The sequence below is a fragment of the Frankia sp. AgKG'84/4 genome, from assembly GCF_023242965.2.
GTDB lineage: Bacteria > Actinomycetota > Actinomycetes > Frankiales > Frankiaceae > Frankia.
Genome location: NZ_JALKFU020000025.1, coordinates 1 through 21756, shown reverse-complemented (window position 1 = coordinate 21756; position 21756 = coordinate 1). Strand labels below are relative to the sequence as shown.

21 protein-coding genes are annotated in these 21756 nt (G+C 70.4%); 7 read left to right on the top strand and 14 right to left on the bottom strand.

The annotated features are described in order from the left end of the window. The 3 genes from MXD58_RS03845 to MXD58_RS03835 form a co-directional block, all read left to right on the top strand. Positions 1-876 (top strand): sensor histidine kinase (locus MXD58_RS03845; RefSeq protein ID WP_250609045.1); only part of this gene is annotated, 876 nt, incomplete at its 5' end. Between the two features lie 104 nt (positions 877-980). Continuing rightward, a complete protein-coding gene (locus tag MXD58_RS03840; RefSeq protein ID WP_248836394.1) occupies positions 981-2024 on the top strand; it encodes an NAD-dependent epimerase/dehydratase family protein in 1044 nt (347 codons plus the stop codon). Positions 2025-2249: 225 nt separating this feature from the next. Beyond that, complete coding sequence (locus tag MXD58_RS03835; RefSeq protein ID WP_250609043.1) at positions 2250-3167, top strand: polysaccharide deacetylase family protein; 918 nt, start codon at positions 2250-2252, stop codon at positions 3165-3167. Between the two features lie 69 nt (positions 3168-3236). On the opposite strand, the gene MXD58_RS03830 is transcribed toward MXD58_RS03835, so the two are convergent. Beyond that, on the bottom strand, positions 3237-3683 hold the full coding sequence (locus tag MXD58_RS03830; protein WP_248836396.1) for an SCO5389 family protein: 447 nt from the start codon (positions 3681-3683) through the stop codon (positions 3237-3239). Between the two features lie 186 nt (positions 3684-3869). Between MXD58_RS03830 and MXD58_RS03825 the strand changes: the two genes are divergently transcribed. Continuing rightward, positions 3870-4073: a hypervirulence associated TUDOR domain-containing protein gene (locus tag MXD58_RS03825; protein ID WP_248836397.1), complete on the top strand. Its 204-nt coding sequence runs from the start codon at positions 3870-3872 to the stop codon at positions 4071-4073. A 110-nt stretch (positions 4074-4183) separates the two neighbouring features. Continuing rightward, positions 4184-4501, top strand: coding sequence for a hypothetical protein (locus tag MXD58_RS03820; RefSeq protein WP_248836398.1), 318 nt, complete (start codon positions 4184-4186; stop codon positions 4499-4501). A 390-nt stretch (positions 4502-4891) separates the two neighbouring features. Here the strand turns inward: MXD58_RS03820 and MXD58_RS03815 are convergent, their stop codons facing one another. The 8 genes from MXD58_RS03815 to MXD58_RS03780 all read right to left on the bottom strand — a co-directional run bounded on the left by MXD58_RS03815 (position 4892) and on the right by MXD58_RS03780 (position 11980). Then, positions 4892-5653, bottom strand: a complete 762-nt coding sequence (locus tag MXD58_RS03815; RefSeq protein ID WP_248836399.1) for an SDR family oxidoreductase — start codon at positions 5651-5653, stop codon at positions 4892-4894. Then, complete coding sequence (locus tag MXD58_RS03810) at positions 5650-5886, bottom strand: acyl carrier protein (RefSeq protein ID WP_248836400.1); 237 nt, start codon at positions 5884-5886, stop codon at positions 5650-5652. The genes MXD58_RS03815 and MXD58_RS03810 overlap by 4 nt, the downstream gene beginning before the upstream one ends. 12 nt (positions 5887-5898) lie before the next feature. Then, positions 5899-7050 (bottom strand): cytochrome P450, encoded by a 1152-nt coding sequence (locus MXD58_RS03805; RefSeq protein WP_248836401.1) that lies wholly within the window; start codon positions 7048-7050, stop codon positions 5899-5901. Beyond that, positions 7047-7502, bottom strand: coding sequence for a hypothetical protein (locus tag MXD58_RS03800; RefSeq protein WP_250609042.1), 456 nt, complete (start codon positions 7500-7502; stop codon positions 7047-7049). Before MXD58_RS03800 ends, MXD58_RS03805 begins: the two co-directional genes overlap by 4 nt. A 49-nt stretch (positions 7503-7551) precedes the next feature. Next, positions 7552-9084: an AMP-binding protein gene (locus MXD58_RS03795; protein WP_248836403.1), complete on the bottom strand. Its 1533-nt coding sequence runs from the start codon at positions 9082-9084 to the stop codon at positions 7552-7554. A gap of 5 nt (positions 9085-9089) precedes the next feature. After that, positions 9090-9458 carry a cupin domain-containing protein gene (locus tag MXD58_RS03790; protein ID WP_248836404.1) on the bottom strand — a complete coding sequence of 123 codons (369 nt, stop codon included), beginning with the start codon at positions 9456-9458 and terminating at the stop codon, positions 9090-9092. A 419-nt stretch (positions 9459-9877) separates the two neighbouring features. Further along, complete coding sequence (locus tag MXD58_RS03785; RefSeq protein ID WP_248836405.1) at positions 9878-11191, bottom strand: MFS transporter; 1314 nt, start codon at positions 11189-11191, stop codon at positions 9878-9880. 93 nt (positions 11192-11284) lie between these two features. Next, positions 11285-11980 carry a FadR/GntR family transcriptional regulator gene (locus tag MXD58_RS03780; protein ID WP_248836406.1) on the bottom strand — a complete coding sequence of 232 codons (696 nt, stop codon included), beginning with the start codon at positions 11978-11980 and terminating at the stop codon, positions 11285-11287. A gap of 360 nt (positions 11981-12340) precedes the next feature. Between MXD58_RS03780 and MXD58_RS03775 the strand changes: the two genes are divergently transcribed. After that, a complete protein-coding gene (locus MXD58_RS03775; protein WP_248836407.1) occupies positions 12341-14056 on the top strand; it encodes a 2-isopropylmalate synthase in 1716 nt (571 codons plus the stop codon). Positions 14057-14067: 11 nt separating this feature from the next. On the opposite strand, the gene MXD58_RS03770 is transcribed toward MXD58_RS03775, so the two are convergent. The 5 genes from MXD58_RS03770 to MXD58_RS03750 form a co-directional block, all read right to left on the bottom strand. Beyond that, on the bottom strand, positions 14068-15090 hold the full coding sequence (locus MXD58_RS03770) for a 2,3-diaminopropionate biosynthesis protein SbnB (protein ID WP_248836408.1): 1023 nt from the start codon (positions 15088-15090) through the stop codon (positions 14068-14070). Positions 15091-15159: 69 nt separating this feature from the next. Continuing rightward, positions 15160-15630, bottom strand: coding sequence for a PTH2-like family protein (locus tag MXD58_RS03765; RefSeq protein ID WP_248836409.1), 471 nt, complete (start codon positions 15628-15630; stop codon positions 15160-15162). Positions 15631-15672: 42 nt separating this feature from the next. Then, on the bottom strand, positions 15673-17394 hold the full coding sequence (locus MXD58_RS03760; protein ID WP_248836410.1) for a hypothetical protein: 1722 nt from the start codon (positions 17392-17394) through the stop codon (positions 15673-15675). A gap of 89 nt (positions 17395-17483) precedes the next feature. Continuing rightward, positions 17484-18512, bottom strand: coding sequence for a pyridoxal-phosphate dependent enzyme (locus MXD58_RS03755; protein WP_248836411.1), 1029 nt, complete (start codon positions 18510-18512; stop codon positions 17484-17486). Between the two features lie 48 nt (positions 18513-18560). Continuing rightward, on the bottom strand, positions 18561-19238 hold the full coding sequence (locus MXD58_RS03750) for a class I SAM-dependent methyltransferase (RefSeq protein ID WP_248836412.1): 678 nt from the start codon (positions 19236-19238) through the stop codon (positions 18561-18563). A gap of 144 nt (positions 19239-19382) precedes the next feature. On the opposite strand from MXD58_RS03750, the gene MXD58_RS03745 reads away from it, so the two are divergent. Continuing rightward, on the top strand, positions 19383-21756 hold a 2374-nt coding region (locus MXD58_RS03745), incomplete at its 3' end, for a salicylate synthase (RefSeq protein WP_250609041.1).

The window sequence follows — 21756 nt, the reverse complement described above, 5'->3', positions numbered from 1 at the left end:
GCGGGCACCCTGGGCGCCCCGGCCTACCTCGGCGCCGGGCGGCTGCCGAGTGCCGAGCTGACCGCGCTCGCCGACACGCTCGACGCGACGCACGTGCGCCTCGTCGAGTCTCGCGAGCGTGAACGGGCGCTGGAGGCGAGCCGGCGTGAACTGGTCGCCTGGATCAGCCACGACCTGCGCACCCCGCTCGCCGGCATCCGGGCGACCGCCGAGGCGCTCACCGACGGCCTGGTCACCGACCCGGCGACGAGGGAGCGCTACCACCGGCAGATGCTCGCCGACGCCGAGCGGCTCACCGGCATGGTCGACGACCTCTTCGAGCTCGCCCGGCTCCAGTCCGGCGCGCTCGAACTGGCGCTGGAGCGGGTCAGCCTCGCCGACGTCATGTCCGACGCCGTCGCCACCGTCAGTCCGATCGCCCGGGCGCGCAGGGTCGTTGTCACCGGCAGCGCCGACGCTGGCGTCCAGGTCGAGGCCGACGCCACCCAGGTCGGCCGAGCGCTGACGAACCTGCTGATCAACGCGATCCGGCACACCCCCGACGACGGGACGGTCGAGGTCCAGGTCGCGTGGGCGGACGCGGCGGCGGGCGGCGCCGCGACGGCCGGGCCGCACGACGGCCAGGCGATCGTCGCGGTCGCCGACCGCTGCGGCGGCATTCCCGCCGCGGACCTGCCCCGGCTGTTCGACCTCGGTTTCCGCGGCGAGGCCGCGCGCACCCCCGGCGAGGACGGCGACCATCCCCACCAGCCGCGGGTGCGCTCCGGTATCGGCCTGGCCATCGTCCGCGGCATCGTGGAGGCCCACGGCGGCGAGGTCACCGTGCGCAACGAGGACGGCGGCTGCCGCTTCGTCGTCGCCCTGCCCGCGGCCTGACCCCGCGGCCTGACCCCGCCGCCACGTGCCCCCGCCCGCGGGACGCGCCGGCTTCCGTGACTTGTAAGGTCCAGCCGGCCGCCGCGCCACTAGCGTCCATGGGTATGCGGGTTCTCGTCACCGGCGGCGCCGGGTTCATCGGATCGCACATCGTCGACGCCCTGCTTGACGCGGGTCACGGCGTGCGGGTGCTCGACGCCCTGCTGCCGGCGGTGCACCGGGTGAAGCCCGCGGTCCCCGACGCGGCCGAGTTCGTCGTCGGCGACGTCACCGACCGGACCGTCGTGGACGCGGCCCTCGAGGGCGTGGACGTCGTCTGCCATCAGGCCGCCATGGTCGGCCTCGGCGTCGACCTCGACGACATGCCCGCCTACACGACCCACAACGACGTCGCCACCGCGGTCCTGCTCGCCGCGATGGCCCGCCGTGGCCTCGGCCGGCTCGTCCTGGCCAGCTCGATGGTCGTCTACGGCGAAGGGGGCTACCGCTGCGCGGACGACGGCCCGGTGCGCCCCGGCCCGCGCCGACCGGCGGAGCTCGCCGCCGGCCAGTTCGAGCCGCCCTGCCCGCACTGCGGCGCGCCGCTGCTCTCGACCCCCGTCACCGAGGACGCGCCGATCGACCCGCGCAACGTCTACGCGGCCACCAAGGTCGCCCAGGAGCACCTCGGCGCCGCGTGGGCCACGGCCACCGGCGGCAGCGTCCTCGCGCTGCGCTACCACAACGTCTACGGCCCGCGGATGCCCCGCGACACCTTCTACGCCGGCGTCGCGTCGATCTTCCGCAGCGCCCTGGAACGGGGCGAGGCACCCCGGGTCTTCGAGGACGGCGGCCAGCGCCGCGACTTCGTCCACGTCCACGACGTGGCCCGCGCCAACCTCGCGGCCCTGACGCACGACGCCGCTCCCGGCCGGCTCGTCGCCGTCAACGTCGGCTCCGGCGAGGCGCACACCGTCGGTGACATGGCTTCGGCGCTCGCGGGCGCCTTCGGCGGGCCGGTGCCCGTCGTCACCGGTGAGTTCCGCGCCGGCGACGTCCGCCACATCGTCGCCTCCTCCGAGCGGGCCCGCGACCTGCTCGGCTACCAGGCGAGCGTGCCTTTCCCCGCGGGCATGACTGCATTCTCGCGCGCCCCACTTCGCGGCTGACGTCGCTGCCGCCCGCCGGTGGGCGCGGTGGACAGGCCAGACCGCATGACGTAGGCCGGCACGGAAATGCCAGTTCCGGCCGGACCGTACGCTATTCCGGTCGTGCGCATCAACGTCGGACCGTCCCGAACACACCGGATGTCGGCTGGGTGCGGGAATCGTTTTCGCCGGCTCGGCCGGCTGCCATCGGTGATACAAACGGTGGAGCCGAAGGGGGTCGGGAACGTGTCGGCGTCACGACGTCAGCTGCTCTCCGGTGCGATGCTCACGGCCCTCACCGGCTGCGGGGCCCGCGGCCCTGGTGGTTCCCGGCGCGGTGGGCCGCCGGCCCCGGCCGCCACCGGCCGGGGCCGGCCTGGGAGCGGGCCGGTCGACGGCCCCCCGGCGACGGTTTTTGCTGGGCGCTCAGCGGTTTCCGGCCTGCCGAGCCGGGCCGCGATCGTGGCCCGTTACGGCGGGCTGGCTCCCCATGGCTGGGGTCTGCACCTGCCCGGAACGGTGAGCACGCTGCCGTCGGCCGACAAGGTTCTCGCGCTCACCTTCGATGCCTGCGGCGGCCCGGGAGGAAACGGCTACGACCACGGTCTCGTCACCACCCTGCGGCGGTATGGCGTGCCGGCGACTCTTTTTCTGAACGCCCGGTGGATCGATGCCAACCGGCCGGTGTTCGCCGCCCTCGCCGCCGATCCGCTGTTCGAGATCGGCAATCACGGAACCCGGCATCGCCCGCTGTCGACGACGGGCCGGTCGGCCTACGGAATCCCGGGAACCCGGGACTGCGGTGAGGTTTTCGACGAGGTCGCCGGAAACCACGCGAGGCTCACCGCTCTGCTCGGCACGCCACCGCGCTTCTTCCGTCCCGGTACCGCCTTCTGTGACGATGTCGCGGTCCGCATCGTGGGCGAACTCGACGAAACGGTCGTCGCGTTCGCCGTCAACGGCGACGGGGGAGCGACGTTCACCCCGGCCCAGGTCACGTCCGCCCTGCTCACGGCGCCCGCCGGCGCGATCGTGATCGGGCACCTGAACCACCCCGGCCGGGGCACCGCCCGCGGCGTGGCCGCCGCCCTGCCCCGACTGTTGGGCGCCGGCTTCCGGTTCGTCCATCTGCCCGCTCCCACGGCCGGGTCACGCCTGCGCTGACGGCGGGCGGGTAGGAGCGCCTGGTCGGCGGACAGCGCGCGGGCGGTCGCCGTCCTGCGCCCGCGTGGGTCAGCAGTTGCGCAGGGTCGGGGACTGGTTGAGCAGCTGTCCGCGGGGCGAGACGAAGGCCCGGTGGCGCTCACCGCCGACGGCTTCGGGGGCGAAGGCGGCCACCCGGTGGCAGTTCTGAAAAGCGAGCTTCACGTCGAAGTGTCGTTCCAGGCCGCCGCGGATCGCGTCGCTGGCCAGCGCCCGCAGCAGCTCACCGCGGTCCGCCTCGCTCGGCGGCGGTACCTCGTGGTCGGCGAACTCGCCGCCGCCCGCGCGCAGGTCGGCGGCGACCTGGCTGACGACGGACCGCCCCGGCTGCCGCGAGCCGCCTTTTCGGGCCGCTTTTGTGTGGGCAAATCGGACACAGGACGCTACAGAAGCGGCCCGAAACCGAAGCCCCGCGCCGCGCCCATTCCCGCGCAACGGGATGTGATGCGGCGCCGAGCCGGCGCCCCCCCGACGCATCGGCCGGCCTTGATCTGACGGGCACGGCAACCGGTGCGCGGTTCACCGGCGTGCTGACATGTCCGGTATGCAATTCCCCCTGCTCCCCGCCGGAACGCCGTCCAGAAGGATGCGGCCCGCATGGGTGAGCCGAATCGATCATTGTTCTGAGGGTTTGGTGACGGCGCCGTGGGCGACCATGCGTTCATGACCGATTTCACGAAGGGCGACCGCGTCCGCTGGTCTAGTCACGGCAGCACCGCGACGGGTGAGGTCGTCCGCCGGATCACGGCCAGCACCGAGGCCGCCGGCCGAACCGTCCGGGCCAGTTCGGAGGAGCCGCAGTACCTCGTGCGCAGTGACAACGGCGGCGAGGCTGTTCACCGGCCCGAGGCGCTGACGAAGATCTGATCAGGCGCCGGGTGGGTTTCGGCGGTGGTGACGGGGAACAGCCTCGGACGAAGCCGTTCCCGATCCGGGTGAGGACCTTGATTCTCACCGTCGACGTAGGGAGACGAGAAGTGCGTACATCGCGGCCGTCGGAAGCGTGCGGCCAGTCGAGCCGCGGCCGGGTGGCGTTCCTCCTCGCGGCGGCGGTAGGAGTGGGGTTCGCCGGTGGCCGGTGGATCCGGGCGCGCGGGGGGACCACGACCTCGCTGGGGGAGCGGACCGAGCGGACGGATGGTCCGGCGACGATGGCCGGCGCGAACTCCAGTGATCCGGTTTCCCCGCTGCGGTTCGGGGATCAGCCCGGTCTGCTCGCGACGGAGGACGCTGCGAACCCGCCATTCGAGAGGCTTTCCACGAACGACAGGTTCGCCAACGAGATCAACGAGTGATCCTCGTCCGTCAGCCGGATTCCTTCCGATCGGCGGCCTGACGGCGGCCGTCGGCAGGACCCGGGGCGGCTGAATCGGTGTCTTTTCGGGGGCGTGGCACGGTTGCCGCGAAGAACTCCAGCGCGGCGCACGTCTTTGTCTGCTGCGGCCCGTCGATGTCGATGCCGTGGCGTTTCAGCAGGGTCGCCGTCCGAGCGGCCGTCCGCATGGCCTCGCCGGGCGCGCAGCGGGTGGACAGTTCAAGGATCTCCGAACTGTCCGGGAAGACCCAGCGTTCCGCGAGGAGCCGGCCGGTGAAGCCGGTGGGCCGCAGCGCCTGACGGTAGGCCTGGACGGGCGGACGGCGGGGCCGGTTTTGCCGGCCCCGCCGTTGAAGTGGGCGCCGTGCGGTCAGAGCGTCCGGCGGCTGTAGTTGAAAACTTGCCCGGTCGGCCCATTGGAAGGGAGCTCGGCAAGACTTACAATCCAGCCCGCTACTGTCGCAGGTGATTTAAGCCAGTCGATACCGAAGCCTTCGTTGAGAGCCCGCAGTATCTCGGGTCGAACCTCTCCGGTTCCTGCGCCGAGCGTCATGGGAGTGGCTACGGGACCGGGTCTCACCTCGTTCGCGACAATCCCGTCCCCGGCGAGGGCGGTGGAGCATGCGCGCATGAGCGTCGTCAGTGCCGCCTTGCTCGCTGCGTACGGCCAGCGATTTGCCTCGTAGCCGTTCGCGATGCTCGCGCCGACGAACACCAGTGCGCCGCCGCCCGCGGTGCGCAGAGCCGGGGTGCACGCCTGAACCAGGTGCAGCGCCGTGCCGACGTTGGTCTCGAAGGCCTCGGCCGCGACCGGCCAGCCCACATCCAGCAGGTCGCGGGCGGGTGGTGACGCTCCCGCGTTCATTACGACAGCGTTCAGTCCGTCACAGATCTGAGGGACCGACGCGAGCGCCTCAGCGGTCTGCCGAGCGCTGCGCAGGTCGACCGGAATGTCGACGTAGTCCTTCCGGTCGGTCAGGCGGGCGTTGCCGCGGCGAGACAATCCGACCACGGCATATCCGCGGTCAAGGAATGCTTCGGCCACCGCCGCGCCGATACCGGAGGACGTACCCGAGACCGCTGCGACCCGCTGCCGGCCAGGCCGGACGTGGCCGATGCCGTGGCCACTCATGCGCCGTGGAAGACGTTGGAGTCGATCGCGCCGAGGGTGCGCATCGACTCCGCTCCAATGACTTCGGGCTCAAGGCGCTCGCCGTGCAACCGCTCAATCTCGATGACCATGGCAACGAACTGAAGGCTTGTGATCAGGCCGGACTGGATCAGGTCGGTGTCATCACCGACCGTCAGGGGTTCGTGGTGCAGGTCGCTGATCCACATGCGTAGCGCATTGCTCTTGCTTCCCATCGGTACCTCATTTCAGACGGGCGGGACAAATTCCACGCAGAAATCGGCTGGACGGGCGAACGACTGACTTTCGAGTCGACCGGAGTCGCGCTTCAGGTCGACGCGTCGGCAACGCTGGGAGAGGCGGTCGAGCAGCAGGTCGAACTCGCTCTTCGCCAGCGCCGCGCCGGGGCAGCCGTGGCTGCCGACGGAGAAGGGGATCGAGCCCCGTTCCGGGCGGCCCGGTCGGAACTGGTCAGGTTCGGAAAAAAGTCGTGGATCGCGGTTGGCGGCGGCGATCGAAATGACGACGGCGCTGTGCCGCGGAATCGCCCTCTCGGCGACCGAGAGATCCGTTCGAGCGAAGCGCACGATCGTCCGAACCGGTGGATACAGGCGCAGGACCTCCTCGATCAGGTCGGCGCGTACGGCCGGGTTCCGCAGCGCGCTCAGCTCCACCCCCTCCCGCCCGAGGCAGTAGATCAGTGCGGTGATGAACGCGCTGCTCGTCTCCGTACCAGCCAGGAAGAAGAGCAGCGCGGTCGAGCGGATCTCGCCGTCGGTGAGGTCCAGACCCTTGCGCTCACGGGTGCGTTCGATGGTGGCGAGCAGCGACTCCGGTGGTAGCCGGTGATGCCCGCGCTCGATGTCGATGAGATCCAGCAGGAGCGCGATGTTGTGCCGGGTGAGCTCGGTTTCCACCGTCGGGTAGTCGAGAAGCAGGGACAGCGGCCGGGTCAGCTCGTGGAAGCGGTCCCGTAGGGCCGGATCGACCCCCAGCACACCGGCGACGATTCCGTAGGGCAGCCGGTGTGCGTAAACGTCATGAAAGTCATCGGTGGTGGTTCCGAGAAGGTTGCCGACCAGGTCGTCGACCAGAGTGGGCATCAGTGCCCGCCGGTACTCGGCGATCCGCCCTGCGGCCAGCACGGGGGCGAGCAGCGCACGGAACGCGCGATGGCGCGGCCCGTCGCAGTCCAGGACGTTCGGGCCGAAGCCGCGGGCGCTCGCCTTCAGGGGATGATCGGCAACGAGATCCGGATGAGCCAGAGCTCGTTGCACCGCGTTGTTGCCGGTGATCGCAATCACCCCGGAGCCGAGGATGTGGACATCCGACCCTGCCGGCAGGGCCCGGTCCCAGGTCGGGTCGAGCAGGACGGTATGGGCGTCTCGCGAGCCGCTCACGGTGCCCACTCAAGACGCCTTCCCACAGCCACTGCCGCGATGGACCCCATCAGCCGCAGCGCGCTGCTCCACTCCTCGGCGGTGAGCCGTAGCCGGCCTGGGGGCCGGTGCCGGGCGACGATGATGACGGGAGCGAGATCGGGGCCGACCAGCGTCAGCCGGTGCTCAAGCGCAGCGGCGACGAGCCTGGCAGGTCGGTCGGCGTCCTGATGGGGGAGCCCGGCCGAGGGAACCGGCCAGAACATCTCGTCGCAGGAGATCATCACATCGGGCCCGAGGTCTCGGCAGATGACCTCGTGGACGAGACCGAGCCGGGCGCTCGGGTCCGGGACGCGGCCAAGGCTGCCGGCCAGCTCTGCCGCCGCCTCGACGACCCCCTCGACGCGCCGTTTGCCCTGGACGAAGTCCAGCGCTATGGAGATCTTCTCAGTCGGACCGGCACCGGCGACCATGCGTAGCCCTGAGGTACGCCCGGCCGGTCCCCGGACCGGTGTGTGCCGGTCATCCGTCATAGCCGAACTCCCGGATGAGGGCCGCGCGATCGATCTTGTTGTTCTCCGTGACAGGCAGGGCGTCGACGAGGTGGATGGCGGTCGGGACCATGTAGGCCGGCAAGCGGCCTGCCAGCGCTCCCCGCAGGCTCAGTGTGCTGCCACCCGCGACGGATGGCACGGCGAACAGTGCCAGGCGCGGTGCGTCGCCAGCGCGGTGGGTCACCGGCATCACGAGGCACTGTCGGCAGCCGACGGCGCGGGCCGCGGCCTCGATCTCCGCCGGCTCCAGTCGGTGTCCGGCAATCTTGAGCTGGCCGTCCAGCCGCCCGTCGAAGTGCAGCACGCCGCCGTGGTCCAGCCGGCCTCGGTCGCCGGTCAGATAGACCTGGGCGGGACCGCCCGGGGTGTCGAGCGTCCGGAACGCCTGGGCGGTCCGTTCTGGGTCGCCCAGGTACCCGTGGGCGACGCCGGCGCCGCCGATCACGATTTCGCCGGTCTCGCCACGGGGAAGCACCTCGCTGTCCCGGCAGATGTACACGGAGCTACCGGCAACTACGCGTCCGATCGGGACGCCGCAGTCCTCCCACAGATCACCGGCGGTAACCTGATGTACCGACACGAACACGCAGGACTCGACCGGGCCGTATCCGTTGAACAGGGAGATGCCGGGGCAGGAGTCCAGCAGCTTGCGGCAGCTGGCCGGCGAGAGCCGGTCGCCACCCACGACCACGGTCCGCAGGCCGCGGAACGCCTCGACGTCTCCTTCCACAATGACGTCGAACAGGGCGGGGGTGAGGAACAGGTGGGTAGCGTGGTGGTCGGCGACATAAGCACGTAACTCGTGGGCGAGCAGGACGTCGGCCGGGTGCACGAGCGCGGTGCCACCGCGGGTCAGCATCCCCCACAGCTCGAGACTGAACGCGTCCCATGGAACGGCCGCCGCATTGATCATCGTCGGAGCGTCCCCGAAGGGCACGCAGCTGGTCGCTCCGAAAAGCCTGGTGGTGGCGCGATGCGGGGACAGCACTGCCTTCGGGACGCCGGTGCTGCCGGAGGTCCAGAACACCGATGCGACGGCGGTGGCGTCGACGTCCGGAAGTCTCGCCGGTGCCGCTCCGCCGAGTTCGCTGAAGGGAACATGGCGCAGTGCCGCGGTGTCGAGCTGCAGGGCGCCGGCAGGGTCCGCGAGCACCGGGCCTGAGGTCATCTCACGGATCAGGCGGGTCAACCGAGCCGCCGGCCAGCGGGGATCCAGCAGGCCGTAGGCGGCGCCGGCCATCAGAACGCCGAGTAGCACGCCGGGCAGCCGAACCGATCGGCGGGCCACGACGGGCACGATGTCGCCCGCCCGGACACCCCGCACGACCAGCGCCCGAGCCGTCCGGGCGCCCTCGGCGGACAACTCGGCGTAGGTCACGGAACTCGGTCCGCACCGCACGGCGACACGGTTCGGGCAGTCCCGCGCGGCCCGTAGCACCGCGTCGTGAATGGTGAGCTCTTCGGCGGGCGACCCGATCTCGATGGACTGGTCCACGGTCATTCTCGTCACCTGGAACGCATGGAGGACGGAACCAGTGAACCCGGAACCAGATCGAGCCGTGGCGGCGCCGAGAGTTCGAGGAGGGTGGCGCCCGCCTCGCCCACCGTGGTCGCGGTGTGCGGCTGCCCGATCGGAATATAGGCGATGTCGCCGGCGAACAGCTCATATTCATTGTCATCGCAAACAAACGACACTGATCCACTTGTCACGATGACCCACTGTTCGTTCGAGTGCCAGTGCGGGGTCAGATTCAGCCGGCCGGAGTGGGCGGCGACGACCTGAAGGCACGAGATCTCCTGGCCCAGGGCCAAGCGGCGAGAGAGGGCAATCCCTTCCGCCGGAAGCACCTGATGGTCAGCCCAATTGATCTTCACTTTTCCTCCTGTGACCGCGCGGAACACTGGTCCGTGGAATGCTGGCGAAATGCCTGTCGCCGCTATCTGAACAGCAGATGGCCAGCCGGAAAAAGACTGTGGAATGATCGCGTTTGTCGTCGGCAGACAAAGGGTGCCACGCCGAGTGGCCCGAAACAGCCGGACAGGCATGGATGGTGCCGTTCTGCCCGATCAGCGGAACGCATGGCACGGGCTGGCTTGCCGCGTGCACATGACAACGCTGGCGGGCATTAGCTCGGTGGTGCGTGACGATCTCATCGCACATAGGAAATATATGGCGCGGCCTCTAGAAGGTCAACCATCTCAGGCAATTACTGGAAGTCGTATACGTAGCGTCGACGAGGTGCCGCCGCCGCTCGACGAAATGCCTAATCCCGAGGTCGAGCCCGCAGCCCGGATTACGCAACGTCATCCGGGCGTGGCGGTACCACCGCCACCGAGATCAGGTCGGCCGGCCTGCCGACCGAGGCGACCCTCAGGGCCGCGGAGTCGCCGCCGGGGTCGGCTGCCGAGTCGACGACGGCGAGGTCGCCAACCGGCTCCCGCACGCGTTCGGGCAGCCGGAGCGCGATCGCCACCGCCCCCAGGTACACCGCGGTCACGGCGCCAAGGGTGCAGCGAAGTCCATAGGCGTCCGCGCACCAGCCGAACAGGGGAGCCGACAGACCGCCCACGGAGATGGCGAGTCCGAGAGTCAGCCCGCTCGCCGTGCCCGGGCGCCGCGGCAGGTAGTCCTGCGCGAGCGTCACCTGCACAGCGAACGGCAGGAACAACGCCATGCCCGCGACGGCCACGCTCACCGCCAGGACGGCCAGGTTCGGTGCCAGCACGACGCCGGTCAGGGCGGGGACACCGAGCAGGTAGCCGACCCTGATCGTGACGAGCCGTCCACGCCAGTCACCCAGCCACCCGCCGAGCAGCGTGCCCACCGCGCCGGCCAGCGTGAACGAGCCGAGCATGATCGCGCCGACCGTCGACGAGCCGTGCAGGCTGTGCTGAGCGTGCAGGGAGAGCAGCGAGGTCATGGTGACATAGGGGATTGACCAGCAGACGGTCACGCCGATCAGCCGGCTGAATGCTGACCAGTCGTCCGTGCCGGTGGAGCCGTGCGCGCCGCGCGACTCGCCCGCCCGCTGGGCGAGGGGCTCGGCGGGACCGGCGCTCCTGCGGCGGCGCTCGCGCGAGAGGCGGGTCCCCCACACGCCCACGATCAGCACGGCGGGCAGTGCCAGCAGCCAACCGGAGGACAGCCCTGCTGTTCGCGCGACCACGGTCACCATGACGGGGGCAAGGGACGATCCCAGAGTGCCACCGATGGAGAACACACTCATCGCGCGCTGGGAATTTCCACCCGCGTTGCGGGCCAGGCTGGTCGCAGGGGGATGGAAGGCGGCGATGCCGATGCCCGACAGCGCAATGCACAGCCAGGTCGCCGGGTAGCTGTCGACCATCGCGGCGGCGGCCACGCCGACCGCGGCGAGGACGGTGCCCGCGGGGGCGAGCCAGGGGCGTGCGCGGCGATCGGCCAGGACGCCGAACAGGGGTTGGACCACGCTGGACAGTCCCGTCGCCGCCAGCGAGATCCCGGCCAGTGCCGAGTAGCTGTACCCGCGCTGGGACATCAGGAACGGCAGCATCGCCGGTACCGCGCCCTGGTAGAGGTCGTTGATCGTGTGACTGGTGGTAAGGAAGCCGATTTGACCTTTTCGCATGCCTGGGTTGCTCCCTTGTCGATCTTGACCGGCACTCTCCAGGTTGTCAGACATGTGCCGCGTCGCGGACGGCTTCGGCCCGGCAGAGGAAGGTCAGACGGTCGGCGTGCGTAGCCACCGCAGGGTCGAGTCCAGCTCCGCCCGCAGTACCGCGGCGGCGCGCCTGCCGTCCCCGGCGTCGACGGCGTCGATCAGGTCGGAGTGTGCGGCGTCGCCGTGGTTCGCGTCGGCGACCCGCAGCTCGAGGAGGTCCACGAGCTCGATGAGCCCTCGCCGCAGTGCCGGAATGAACTCGGCGAACAGGCTGTCGAGCACCGGATTTGCCGCTGCTGCCACCACCGTGGCGTGCAGGGCGATGTCCGCGTCGACGAACGCCGCGTCGTCCGTCGTCGCCGCTTGGCGCCGGGCCGCGAGCGCCGCCCGCATCGCCGCGACGTCCTTGGCGGTGCGCCGCACGGCGGCCAGCCGCACAGCCTGGACCTCCAGGAGCATCCGGACCTCGTAGATGTCGCCCACGGCGGCCCGGCGGAGCGTGTCTCGCCATTCGCGGGACGGTTCGGTGGCGATGACGAAGACGCCGGCGCCCTGCCTCGACCGCACCAGCCCCGCGCCGGCCAGCGCACGCAGCGCCTCCCGCACGGTCGACCGGCCGACACTGAGGGTCGCGGCGAGCGAGACCTCCCCGGGCAGCCTGGTGCCGACCGGCCACTCGCCGCTGGTGATCTGTTCGCGTAGACGGGTGGTTGCCTGCTCCACGAGTGGAGCGGAGTGCAGGGCGCCGAGCGGCATGGAGCTCTCCAGTTGTCAGAGAACCTGAGATGAGGAGTATGGTACTACCCGTGACGCAACGTGCGCTGCGAGTCCCGCGGCTTCTTCACCGCCGCGGCGGGGTCTGAACCGACCGGCACCCCGCCGCGGTGGCCAGGCACGCCGCCGGTCGATCGCCGACCGCATCTCGGGAGACCCAGCACCGTGAATGATCATGTGATTGCAGATGGCCTGGCCGCGACCTCCGGACCGCGGTCCGAGCCCGGGGCCTCCGTCCGCGGCGCCGATTCCGGCGTCCCGACGAGCTTCCCCACGATCGTCCGCCCCCGCGGTCCGCGCCCGGCGGCCACGCCCGCCTGGAACCGCCAGCGTCCGAGCGCCATGCCGCACCAGCGGTATCAGCCCTTCCACGAGCGGGTCGAGCTGCCCGTGGTGGACCCGGCCAGCCGCCGGTGGCCGACGCAGCGCCTGGAGTCCGCCCCGTTGTGGGTGCCCGTCGACCTGCGTGACGGCAACCAGGCGCTGCGCGAACCGATGGACACTCCGCGCAAGCGGACGATGTTCGACCTGTTCGTGGCGATGGGTTTCAAGGAGATCGAAGTCGGCTATCCGTCGGCCAGTCAGACCGACTTCGACTTCGTCCGGCATCTTGTCACCGACGACGCCGTTCCCCAGGACGTCACGATCGTGGTGTTCACCCCGGCGCGGCGCGACCTCGTCGAGCGGACCTTCGAGTCGATCAGAGGAATGCCGAGCGGCACCGATTCCGCTCGCGTGGTCGTGCACCTCTACGTCGCGACGGCCCCGGCCTGGCGGCAGGTGGTCCTCGGCCGGGACCGCGCGGAGCTGCTCGCGCTGGTGCGCGACGCGGCCGAGGACGTCCACCGGTTCGCCGACGACCCACGCTGCCCGGATGTGCGCTTCCAGTTCTCGCCGGAGGTCTTCAACGCGACGGAACCCGACTTCGCGCTGGAGGTCTGCAACACCATCACGGAGCTCTGGGACGCCAGTCCCCAGCGCCCGGTGGTCCACAACCTTCCGGCCACCGTGGAGATCTCCACTCCGAACCTCTATGCCGACCAGATCGAGTACATGCACCGCAGCCTCGACCGGCGGGACTCGGTGATCCTCTCGGTGCACCCGCACAACGACCGGGGTACCGGCGTGGCCTGCGCGGAGCTTGCGCTGCTCGCGGGCGCGCAGCGGGTCGAGGGCTGCCTGTTCGGCAACGGGGAGCGCACGGGCAACGTCGACCTGGTCACCCTGGCGCTGAACCTCTACTCCCAGGGCATCAATCCCATGATTGACTTCTCGGACATCGACCTCGTCCGTGCGACAGTGGAACACTGCAACCGGATGCCGGTGCATCCGCGGCACCCCTATGGCGGCGAGCTGGCCTACACGGCGTTCTCCGGCACGCACCAGGACGCGATCAGCAAAGGACTGGCCCATCACCAGGCCACGGCGGTCGGGTTGGGCATGGCCGTCTCCAGGGCACCTTGGGCGGTGCCCTACCTGCCCATCGACCCGGCGGACGTCGGTCGTACCTACGAGGCGCTGATCCGCGTCAACAGCCAGTCCGGCAAGGGTGGCATCGCGCACCTGCTGAACCTGCACCAGGGGCTGGAGCTGCCGAAGGCGCTGCAGGCCGACTTCTCCCGGGTCGCACAGGTCGAGGCGGACCGCAGCGGCGAGGAACTCACGCCCAAGCAGCTGTGGGAGATGTTCCGGGCGCGTTACCTCGCTCCGGTTCACGACGGCCCGATCATTTTCACCTCCTGGCAGACCGCCGAGACGGCCCCGGGCCTGCACGAGTTCGTCGCCGAGGTGACCACTGACGACCGTGAGGTCGAGGCCCGCGGTACCGGCAACGGCCCGCTGTCCGCGCTTACCGCCATGCTCGGCGGCCTCGGCGTTACCGTCGAGATCGTCAGCTACAGCGAGCACGCGCTGGATCGCGGCGTCGACAGCCCAGCGAGCGCCTACGTCCAACTGCGCCACGTCGAGGACCACTACTGGGGCGTCGGCCAGGACACCTCGGTGCTGGCGGCGTCGGTCCATGCCGTCCTCGCCGCCGTCAACCGCCTGCCTCGGTAGATTGCATTGCCTCACGCTCCGGCGAAGTCGGGAACCGTGACCACGCCCGGCGCGGTCCGCGAACGTTCCAGCACGAGCTGGGCCAGGGCGATGTCCAGCGAACCAAGCCCGAACGGCGAGTAGATGACGGTGCGCTCCGGCTTCGGCAGGGGCGCACCGTCAAGCAGTGATCCGACCGCGACGATCCCGCCCGGGTCGACAACGCCCGAATCGACGGCCAAGCCGAGAGAGGTGCGTTCCCGCAGCGCGTGCGTCACCTGATCGACGACATGGTCCGCCCCCGACATCGCCGCGGGGGTGAGATCACGCAGCGACAGGTGCAGCACGAGGGCGCCAGGCCGAAACCACTCGGCGGCCGGGACGTGTGGCTCGACCGCGGTCGTGGCGAAGAGCACCAGATCAGCCCCATCCAGCGCGGCGGCGACCGTGCCCGTCACCCGGGCGCCGGCTGGCGGTCCAGCGGCCAGCTCGTCGACGAAGACCCGGGCCCGCTGCGGGTCGAGGTCGTGCACCCGCAGGCTGGACCAGGTCCAGCCATGCCGGCGCAGCGCGGCCACCGTCGTCCTGGCGATCAGACCGGTCCCGACGACCGCGAGGACGTCAGCGTGACGGTTGCCGGGACGCAGCGTGTCAGCCCCGACCACCGCGGACAGCGCCGTGCGGCAGGCGCTGATCCGCGCCCCTTCCAGTACCGCCGTCGGATGCCCGGTCGTCGGGTCATTCAGCACGATCAGAGCTGAGGCGCGGGGCAGGCCTCGGCTCAGGTTCTCCGGAAAGCTGGAGATCCACTTCAGGCCGACCGCCGGCGGCTCGCCCGGAACCCAGGCGGGCAACGCGATGATCCGGCTGCGACGGCTGGGATCCGGACGCAGGAAGAGACTGTCCGGGTTCACTACCTGATCACGGGCCACGTCCACATAGACCCGGGCGACGAGGTCGCGGCATGCCGAGTCGGCCGCGGCCAGCACGTCGCCCACCACCGAGCCCGGCACCACGAGCAGGCCGGGAGGTCGAGTCCGGGTCGGGACAGTCATGGCGGTCCTTCCGTCGATGCGGGTCAGCGCGGATCGGTGCGGCCTGGGCGAGCCCGGACGGTCGCGCGGTCAGCGCAGGAGGGAGAATTTCTTCGTGAGGACGTCGAGTTCGGACCGCTTCCCGAACACGGCGACGCCGTAGTAATCGAGGTCCTCCGCAGAGGTCTTCCCGATCCGGTCGAGCTGGTCCGCGAAGGTGCCGCCGGTCATCTCGGCGGTGAAGTCGGTGTAGAGCAGGTCGCCGAGGCGGGCGGCCTCCCGCAGTCGCCGTACCCAGGCTGGTCGACCTTCCAGCACGACAAGGGACAGCGCGGAGATGGGCGCGTGGTTGCCGCCGTCCGCGTCGGTGAAATCGAGAAACGACATCTTCGGTACCAGGGCGGGCCGCTCCGCGGCCGCCCGCGCGACGAGACCGAGGCACAGGTGGGACGCGGCGTTGACCGCGACACCAGCGGGCAGTTTTGCCTGCAGCGCCACGACGAACCGATACTGCGGGTCCACCTCGCTGGGATCGACGGTGATGTCGTCGGGGACGGTCACGGGGACTCCGAAAGATCGTTGGGACCGGAAGGGAGGGGAGGACTAGGGGTAACGGTGATATCTCTCGACCGAGGCCGGGTTGAAGCGGTAGCCAGGCCGTCCCTGGATGACCGCCTCCGGGTCCAGGGTCATGTCGGTGGCCGCGCTGAAGGCCTGCTGCACCGCGGCGCGGAACCTGCGGATGGTCTGCGCGAGCGCGGCGGGCGTGCAGCCGACGCGGCCGGACAGTTCTGCTGCCGTCAGCAGTGGCGGGTCGGTGCCACGCTGCCGGCCGCCGTCGAACTCGGCGCCCAGCACGTCGAACACCTCTACCAGTGCCCCGGGCATGCACTCGTAGACGGTGACTCCGTCGATCGAAAGGAGCTGGCCGTAGATCGCGACATCGATGGCGCTCACGCGCGGGCCGCCGACCGGGATCGCCGGGGTGAGACCGGGAGCGAGCTGCGAGCGCAGGACCAGATACGTCGAAAGGCAGTCGTCACTGCCGGGATCGCTGAAGGTCTGAATGTGGTCGACGGCCGCCCGGACCAGGTCCGGGATCATCGCGCGCAACTCCTTCATGTAGCGGCCGATCCACTCCGCAGTAAGGGCACGGCCGAACAGCCTGGAGTAGATGACCGCGGCGTCGAGCAGGGCGATGGCGGCGTGGTGGGTCAGCCCGGCGCGGCCGAGCCGGTCATACAGTTCCACGGCCGTCTCCAGAACCGTCCGCGGCTTCGGGTGTGCTCGACTGAGCAGTGCCATCCGATGCCAGTGCGCGTATGCGGTCAGCGAGACCTGCCACGGCCGGGACGGGTCACCGAACTTCCTGGCCAGATGCTGGAGGATGATCGGGTAGGGCGAGCTGGCGAACGTGGCCCAGCCGGAGGAGAAGAGATCCAGCGCGGCATCGAAGTCCCGTGCGGAGCGATACCGCGCCGCGTCGAGAAGGAACTCGCTGGTGCGGACGTAGCGTCGCAGCAACTCGCCGTCCTCGTGGGAGAGGCCGGTGGGCCGCAGCGTGGCTGATTCGACGAAAGTCCGGTATTCGCCGCTGTGTACGTCGCCCAGCTGGAACAGCCGCGGCCGGTCGCTCGTGGGCGGACCGTGGCGAGCCAGCACCTCCTCGACATAGCGGCACTGCTCGTCGTAGGCCAGTTCGGCGGCCTCGCCACGGCCGTCCAGCAGTTCGGCGATCACCAGGTCGGTGAACAGCCAGGTGGCGTCGGCGTAGTAGAGGTTCTCCCGGTACTTGTCGAGAGAACACCGGAAATGCGTCTGGGCGGTTGCCGGTCTGTTCGCCGCCGCGGCCGCCAGGCCACGCCGCCAGTGCACGAACGACGTCGCGGCGAACGGCGTGGCATCCTCGCTCGCCCCCCACCCGGCGGCGAGTCGGGCGAATGTCTTCGGAAAGATGGACTTGGGATACGCGGGCCATCCCTGGCTTATGTGGTCCGCAACGGCTGCCAGGGCAGGCACGGATCGCTCAGCGACCGCCGCGTCCAGCAGCTCGATCATCTCGCGGACTCGCGGGATGATCCGGCCGGTGTAGAGGAACGAGGACTCCTCGTAGCGGCGTGCGAGGTCCAGCAGGAGGGGCGCGATCGACTTCCCGTCCTGTAACCGGGCACCCAACCCGGCGAGCAGGAGGAGCCTCGCGATGTCATGCTCGTCCGACCGGCGCAGCACGGAGCCGGGCAGGTCGCGGAGTTCGACGTCGTCGGGTCGTGACCCGTCGGCGACGTGCGACTCGATGGTTCGATAGACATCGGACAGCTCCTGCATGGGCATCATCCTGCCGCGTGGCCGCGCTGGTGCGTGGATGTCGACCCGGCCGCGCCCCACGCACGTCGGCCGCCGGCCACGGCTGTGATCTAGGGAACAACGAGTGTCTGGCCGGCAATCTCGGCTTCGGACTCGAGGTCGGGGCGCAGCTTTTCCAGCCAATCATCGCTGTAAACCGTCTGTTCGTACTTGCCGCCATCGTCGGGGCAGATACACAGTGGCCGTTCGATCTCGTCCGGGTTCTCCACGAGATGTCGTACGCAGGCGGCGATGGTCGCGCCGGACGAGCCGCCGAGGTAGATGCCGGAGTTCCGGAGGACCTGGTGACAGTGCCGAACGGAGTCCCGGAGACTGACCGAGTAGAAGTGGTCCACGAGATCGGATCCCAGGAAGGAGGACCGGCGGCTCGCCCCGATGCCAGGAAGAAAACGTCTACCGGCCGGGCCGCGGTAGGCGATCGAGCCCTCAATGTCGACCGCGATCATTTTGGTGCTCGGGCTGTGCTCCCGGAAGTGTGCGCTGAGTCCTGCGAAGGTGCCGCCCGTCGAGATCGCGGCGAAGACGGCGTCCGGGGGAACCGGCAACTGAGCGGTGATCTCTGGGCCGGTCAGCCGGCGATGGATCTCCGGGTTGCGCGGGCTTGAATACTGGTCGGGCCAGACGTAGCCCTCGTTTCGGTTGAGCATGTCCCGCACCACCGCGAGCCGGGACAGCAGGTAGCCGCCCTTGGGATCAGGCCGATCCACCATGATGATGCGCGCGCCCAGATCGACCAGCCGGGCTCGGCACTCGCTGGCGATCAGGGGGTCAATCACCGCGAGGAATTCGATGTCGAGGTAGCGGGCGAGCGTCGCCAAGGCGACGCCGAGGTTGCCCGAGGTGGACTCGATCAGTTTGCCGCCTGGTCGCAGGACGCCGTCGTCCACGAGCCCGCGGACCAGACCATAGGCTGTCCGCGCCTTGATCGATCCCGTGATGTTGTAGCCTTCAAGCTTAAGATCTATGCGGTGTGATCTTCCCTGGATGGGGACCTCGATGGATTTTATCGGCGTATTTCCCAGCAATGGTTCGAAATGGTCCAGCAGATAGCCAAAATGCTCTAACGTGTGGCCAGGCATTCGTGCTCTGCCCCTACCTTCTGAAGTTATGGGGGACTGCTCTGAAGGCTATCTTTCGTCATCTCTCGGCGTCGCCTGGACGACCCAGTTGTCGTGCCGGTGTGGGTACGGTCGAAACTCGCCGTGCGGGGGATCGTCCCAGGACACCCGCTGGAGGTCGAGCAGGTTCCAGTCGGTGAACAGCGCTCGCATTTCCGCCTCCGCGTAGTACCGGAAAAGCGTGTCCCGGTAGGCGAACGTGTTCTCGGCGATTCGGTCGCCCTCGCCGAAGGTCTCGTCCTCGAGGGTGAAGGCATTGGCGACGAACAGGCCGCCCGCGCGGAGCAGGCGGTGTGCCTCGGCGACCAGATCAGCCGGGTCCGCGACCTGGCCGAAGACGTCGAAGCAGGTCACCGCGTCGACCGATCCGTCGATCAGCGGAATGCGGGTGGCATCGGCGTGCAGGAGGAAGCCGCGCTGGCGCACGACGCGCCGGGCATGCGCGAGCCCGGTGGGCGCGATGTCGACGCCGAGCGCGTTCAGTCCGGCGTCGAGGAGCACGGCGAGATTGCGACCGTCGCCGCAACCGAGATCGACCACCGTGCGTGCCTGGCGGGTGCGCAGCTCGGCGACGGCACTCTCGATCACCGGGATGGCCTCGTCCTGCCAGAGCGGGCCGTCGGCCTGCCGCTGATAGGCGTCCTCCCAGCCCTGCTGGAGGGCGCCGAGATTAGGCTCACCTGTCATCTCAGTGGCGCGAGTTGATGTCATGGCAGCATGGTAGGCCATCAAGATGAGGTTTCAAGCAGGTTTCGCAGCTTCGGGTTGCCGGCTACGAGCGGCCCGGCGGAGCCGAGGAGGATGATGAAGCGAGGCGGGAGTCCCACGCCGGTGCGCGGAACAGCCGCGATGGTGCGTGACGCGCTCGGCGTCGGGATCGCGGTCGGGGCCTACGGCCTGTCCTACGGGGCGCTCTCGGCGGCGGCCGGACTGGGCGTCTGGAAGACCCAGATGCTCTCTCTGCTGATGTACGGCGGGTCGTCGCAGCTCGCTCTGGTCGGCGTCTTCGCATCCGGCGGGTCCGGGTTGGCCGCCAGCGCCACCGCCGCGCTGCTGGGTGTCCGTAACCTGTTCTACGGACTCGCCCTGGCCCCGGTTCTGCGACTGCGGCCGTCGCGGGTGCTACCGGCCGCTCATCTCGTCAGCGACGAGAGCGTGGCGATGGCACTCGGCGCGGGGGCGCGCCGGGCCTTCTGGACAACCGGCCTGGTCGTCTTCGTCTGCTGGAACGCCGCGACCCTGGCCGGCGCGGCCAGCAACCAGACCGCCCCGGCGCCCACGGACGCGGAGGCCCGCGCGAGTGCCTCGGCCGATCTCGACCACGGCGCCGACGCCTACCGGGACATCGTCGCCCGCGCCATCGCGGACATCCAGGCCGGCCCGCTGCGCAAGGTGATCCTCTCCCGGGTCGTCCCGGTCGAGGCCGACGTTGACCTGATCGCCACCTACCAGCGGGGGCGGCGCGGCAACACGCCGGCCCGGTCGTTCCTGCTCGACCTCGGCGGCCTGCGGGCGACCGGGTTCAGCCCGGAGACCGTCGTCGAGGTCGCCGCCGACGGACACGTGTCCACGCAGCCGCTGGCCGGCACCGCCGCGTTCGACGGCGGCCGGACCGACGGCGGCGAGGCGGACCGGGCCCGGCGCGAGGCACTGCGCACCGACCCGAAGGAGATCTACGAGCACGCGGTGTCGGTGCAGGCCGCGCAGGAGGAGCTGCGCCCGCTGTGCCAGCCGGGGACGCTCGTCGTCGACGAGTTCATGGCCGTGCTGGAGCGGGGCAGTGTCCAGCACCTCGCCAGCCGGGTCAGCGGGCGGCTGACTGGGCAGCACGACGGCTGGGACGCCCTCGCCGCGGTCTTCCCGGCGATCACCGCCAGCGGGATCCCGAAGGCCGACGCCCTCGCCACGATTCGGCGCTACGAGTCCGAGCCGCGCGGCCTGTACAGCGGCGCGGTACTCAGTGTCGCCGCCGACGGCTCGCTCGATGCCGCGCTCGTGCTGCGCACGGCCTTCCAGCGGGACGGCCGGACCTGGCTGCGCGCCGGGGCCGGCGTCGTCGGCGCCTCCCGCCCCGAGCGGGAGCTCGAGGAGACCCGCGAGAAGCTGCGCAGCGTCAGTCGCTTCCTGGTGCCGGCCACAGCCGCCAGCCCGGCTGCGGCTACCGCCACGACCCTGGCCGCCGCGACGACCGAGGCGAGGAGCGCTGCTCCCGCCGGTGCCGCAACCGCGGATCAGACCGCGGCGACGCAGGCACCGGCGCGGGGCGTCGCGCCTGACCTGCGCTCGCTGCGGCAGACCGTCGCGGCGATCCTGGCGGAGGATCCCGCCGACATCGGCGACGACGACAACCTGTTCGAGCTGGGCCTGGAGTCGATCGCGCTGATCCAGGCGATCGGCGCCTGGCGGCGCGCGGGCCTCGCCGTCTCCTTCGGGGAACTGGCCGAGAACCCGACTATCGACGGCTGGTTCAAGCTGCTCACCGGCCGGGCCGACGACGCGGGTGGCGCCTCCGACGCGGGTGGCGCCTCCGACGCCGGCGGCGCGGCGGCGGCCGGCTACGCCGACGCCGGCGAGGAGTTCCCCCTCGCGCTGATGCAGCACGCCTACTGGGTCGGACGCGATCCGGCTCAGCCGCTCGGCGGCGTCGCCGCCCACCTCTACACCGAGTTCGACGGCCGCGATGTCGATCCGGAGCGTCTCGCCACTGCCGTCCGCCGCCTCGTCGAGCGTCACCCGGCGCTGCGCACCAGGGTCACCGACAACGGCGGCCAGGTCGTCGAGGCCGGCTCCGGCTGGTGCGGCCTGACCCTGCACGACCTGCGCGGCCTCGACGAGGACGCGGCCGCGGCCCGGCTCGCCGAGATCCGCGACCGGCTGTCCCACCAGATGCTCGACATCGAGCACGGCGAGGTCTTCTCGACCGCGCTGAGCCTGCGCCCCGGCGGCGCGACCCGGCTGCACGTCGACGTCGACATGGTGGCCGCCGACGCGGTCAGCTACCGCGTCCTGCTGGCCGAGCTTGCCGTCCTCTACCGCGCCCCGGACGCCCTCGCCCCGGCGCCGGCGTACACCTACCGCCAGTACCGCGCCGAGCACACCGCCGGGCGGCGCGCGGCCTTCGAGCGGGCCCGCCAGGCCTGGCTCGACCGGCTGCCGAGCCTGCCCGGCGCGCCGGAACTCGCGCTCGCCGCCGGCGGGATCCACC

Coding starts and splice junctions, on each gene's coding strand:
- MXD58_RS03800 (WP_250609042.1), bottom strand. CDS start 7,502: ATGGTCGCCGGTGCCGGTCCGACTGAGAAGATCTCCATAGCGCTGGAC.
- MXD58_RS03825 (WP_248836397.1), top strand. CDS start 3,870: ATGACCGATTTCACGAAGGGCGACCGCGTCCGCTGGTCTAGTCACGGC.
- MXD58_RS03795 (WP_248836403.1), bottom strand. CDS start 9,084: ATGACCGTGGACCAGTCCATCGAGATCGGGTCGCCCGCCGAAGAGCTC.
- MXD58_RS03810 (WP_248836400.1), bottom strand. CDS start 5,886: ATGGGAAGCAAGAGCAATGCGCTACGCATGTGGATCAGCGACCTGCAC.
- MXD58_RS03785 (WP_248836405.1), bottom strand. CDS start 11,191: ATGCGAAAAGGTCAAATCGGCTTCCTTACCACCAGTCACACGATCAAC.
- MXD58_RS03780 (WP_248836406.1), bottom strand. CDS start 11,980: ATGCCGCTCGGCGCCCTGCACTCCGCTCCACTCGTGGAGCAGGCAACC.
- MXD58_RS03760 (WP_248836410.1), bottom strand. CDS start 17,394: ATGCAGGAGCTGTCCGATGTCTATCGAACCATCGAGTCGCACGTCGCC.
- MXD58_RS03840 (WP_248836394.1), top strand. CDS start 981: ATGCGGGTTCTCGTCACCGGCGGCGCCGGGTTCATCGGATCGCACATC.
- MXD58_RS03770 (WP_248836408.1), bottom strand. CDS start 15,090: ATGACTGTCCCGACCCGGACTCGACCTCCCGGCCTGCTCGTGGTGCCG.
- MXD58_RS03830 (WP_248836396.1), bottom strand. CDS start 3,683: ATGCGTCGGGGGGGCGCCGGCTCGGCGCCGCATCACATCCCGTTGCGC.
- MXD58_RS03775 (WP_248836407.1), top strand. CDS start 12,341: ATGCCGCACCAGCGGTATCAGCCCTTCCACGAGCGGGTCGAGCTGCCC.
- MXD58_RS03755 (WP_248836411.1), bottom strand. CDS start 18,512: ATGCCTGGCCACACGTTAGAGCATTTTGGCTATCTGCTGGACCATTTC.
- MXD58_RS03750 (WP_248836412.1), bottom strand. CDS start 19,238: ATGACAGGTGAGCCTAATCTCGGCGCCCTCCAGCAGGGCTGGGAGGAC.
- MXD58_RS03815 (WP_248836399.1), bottom strand. CDS start 5,653: ATGAGTGGCCACGGCATCGGCCACGTCCGGCCTGGCCGGCAGCGGGTC.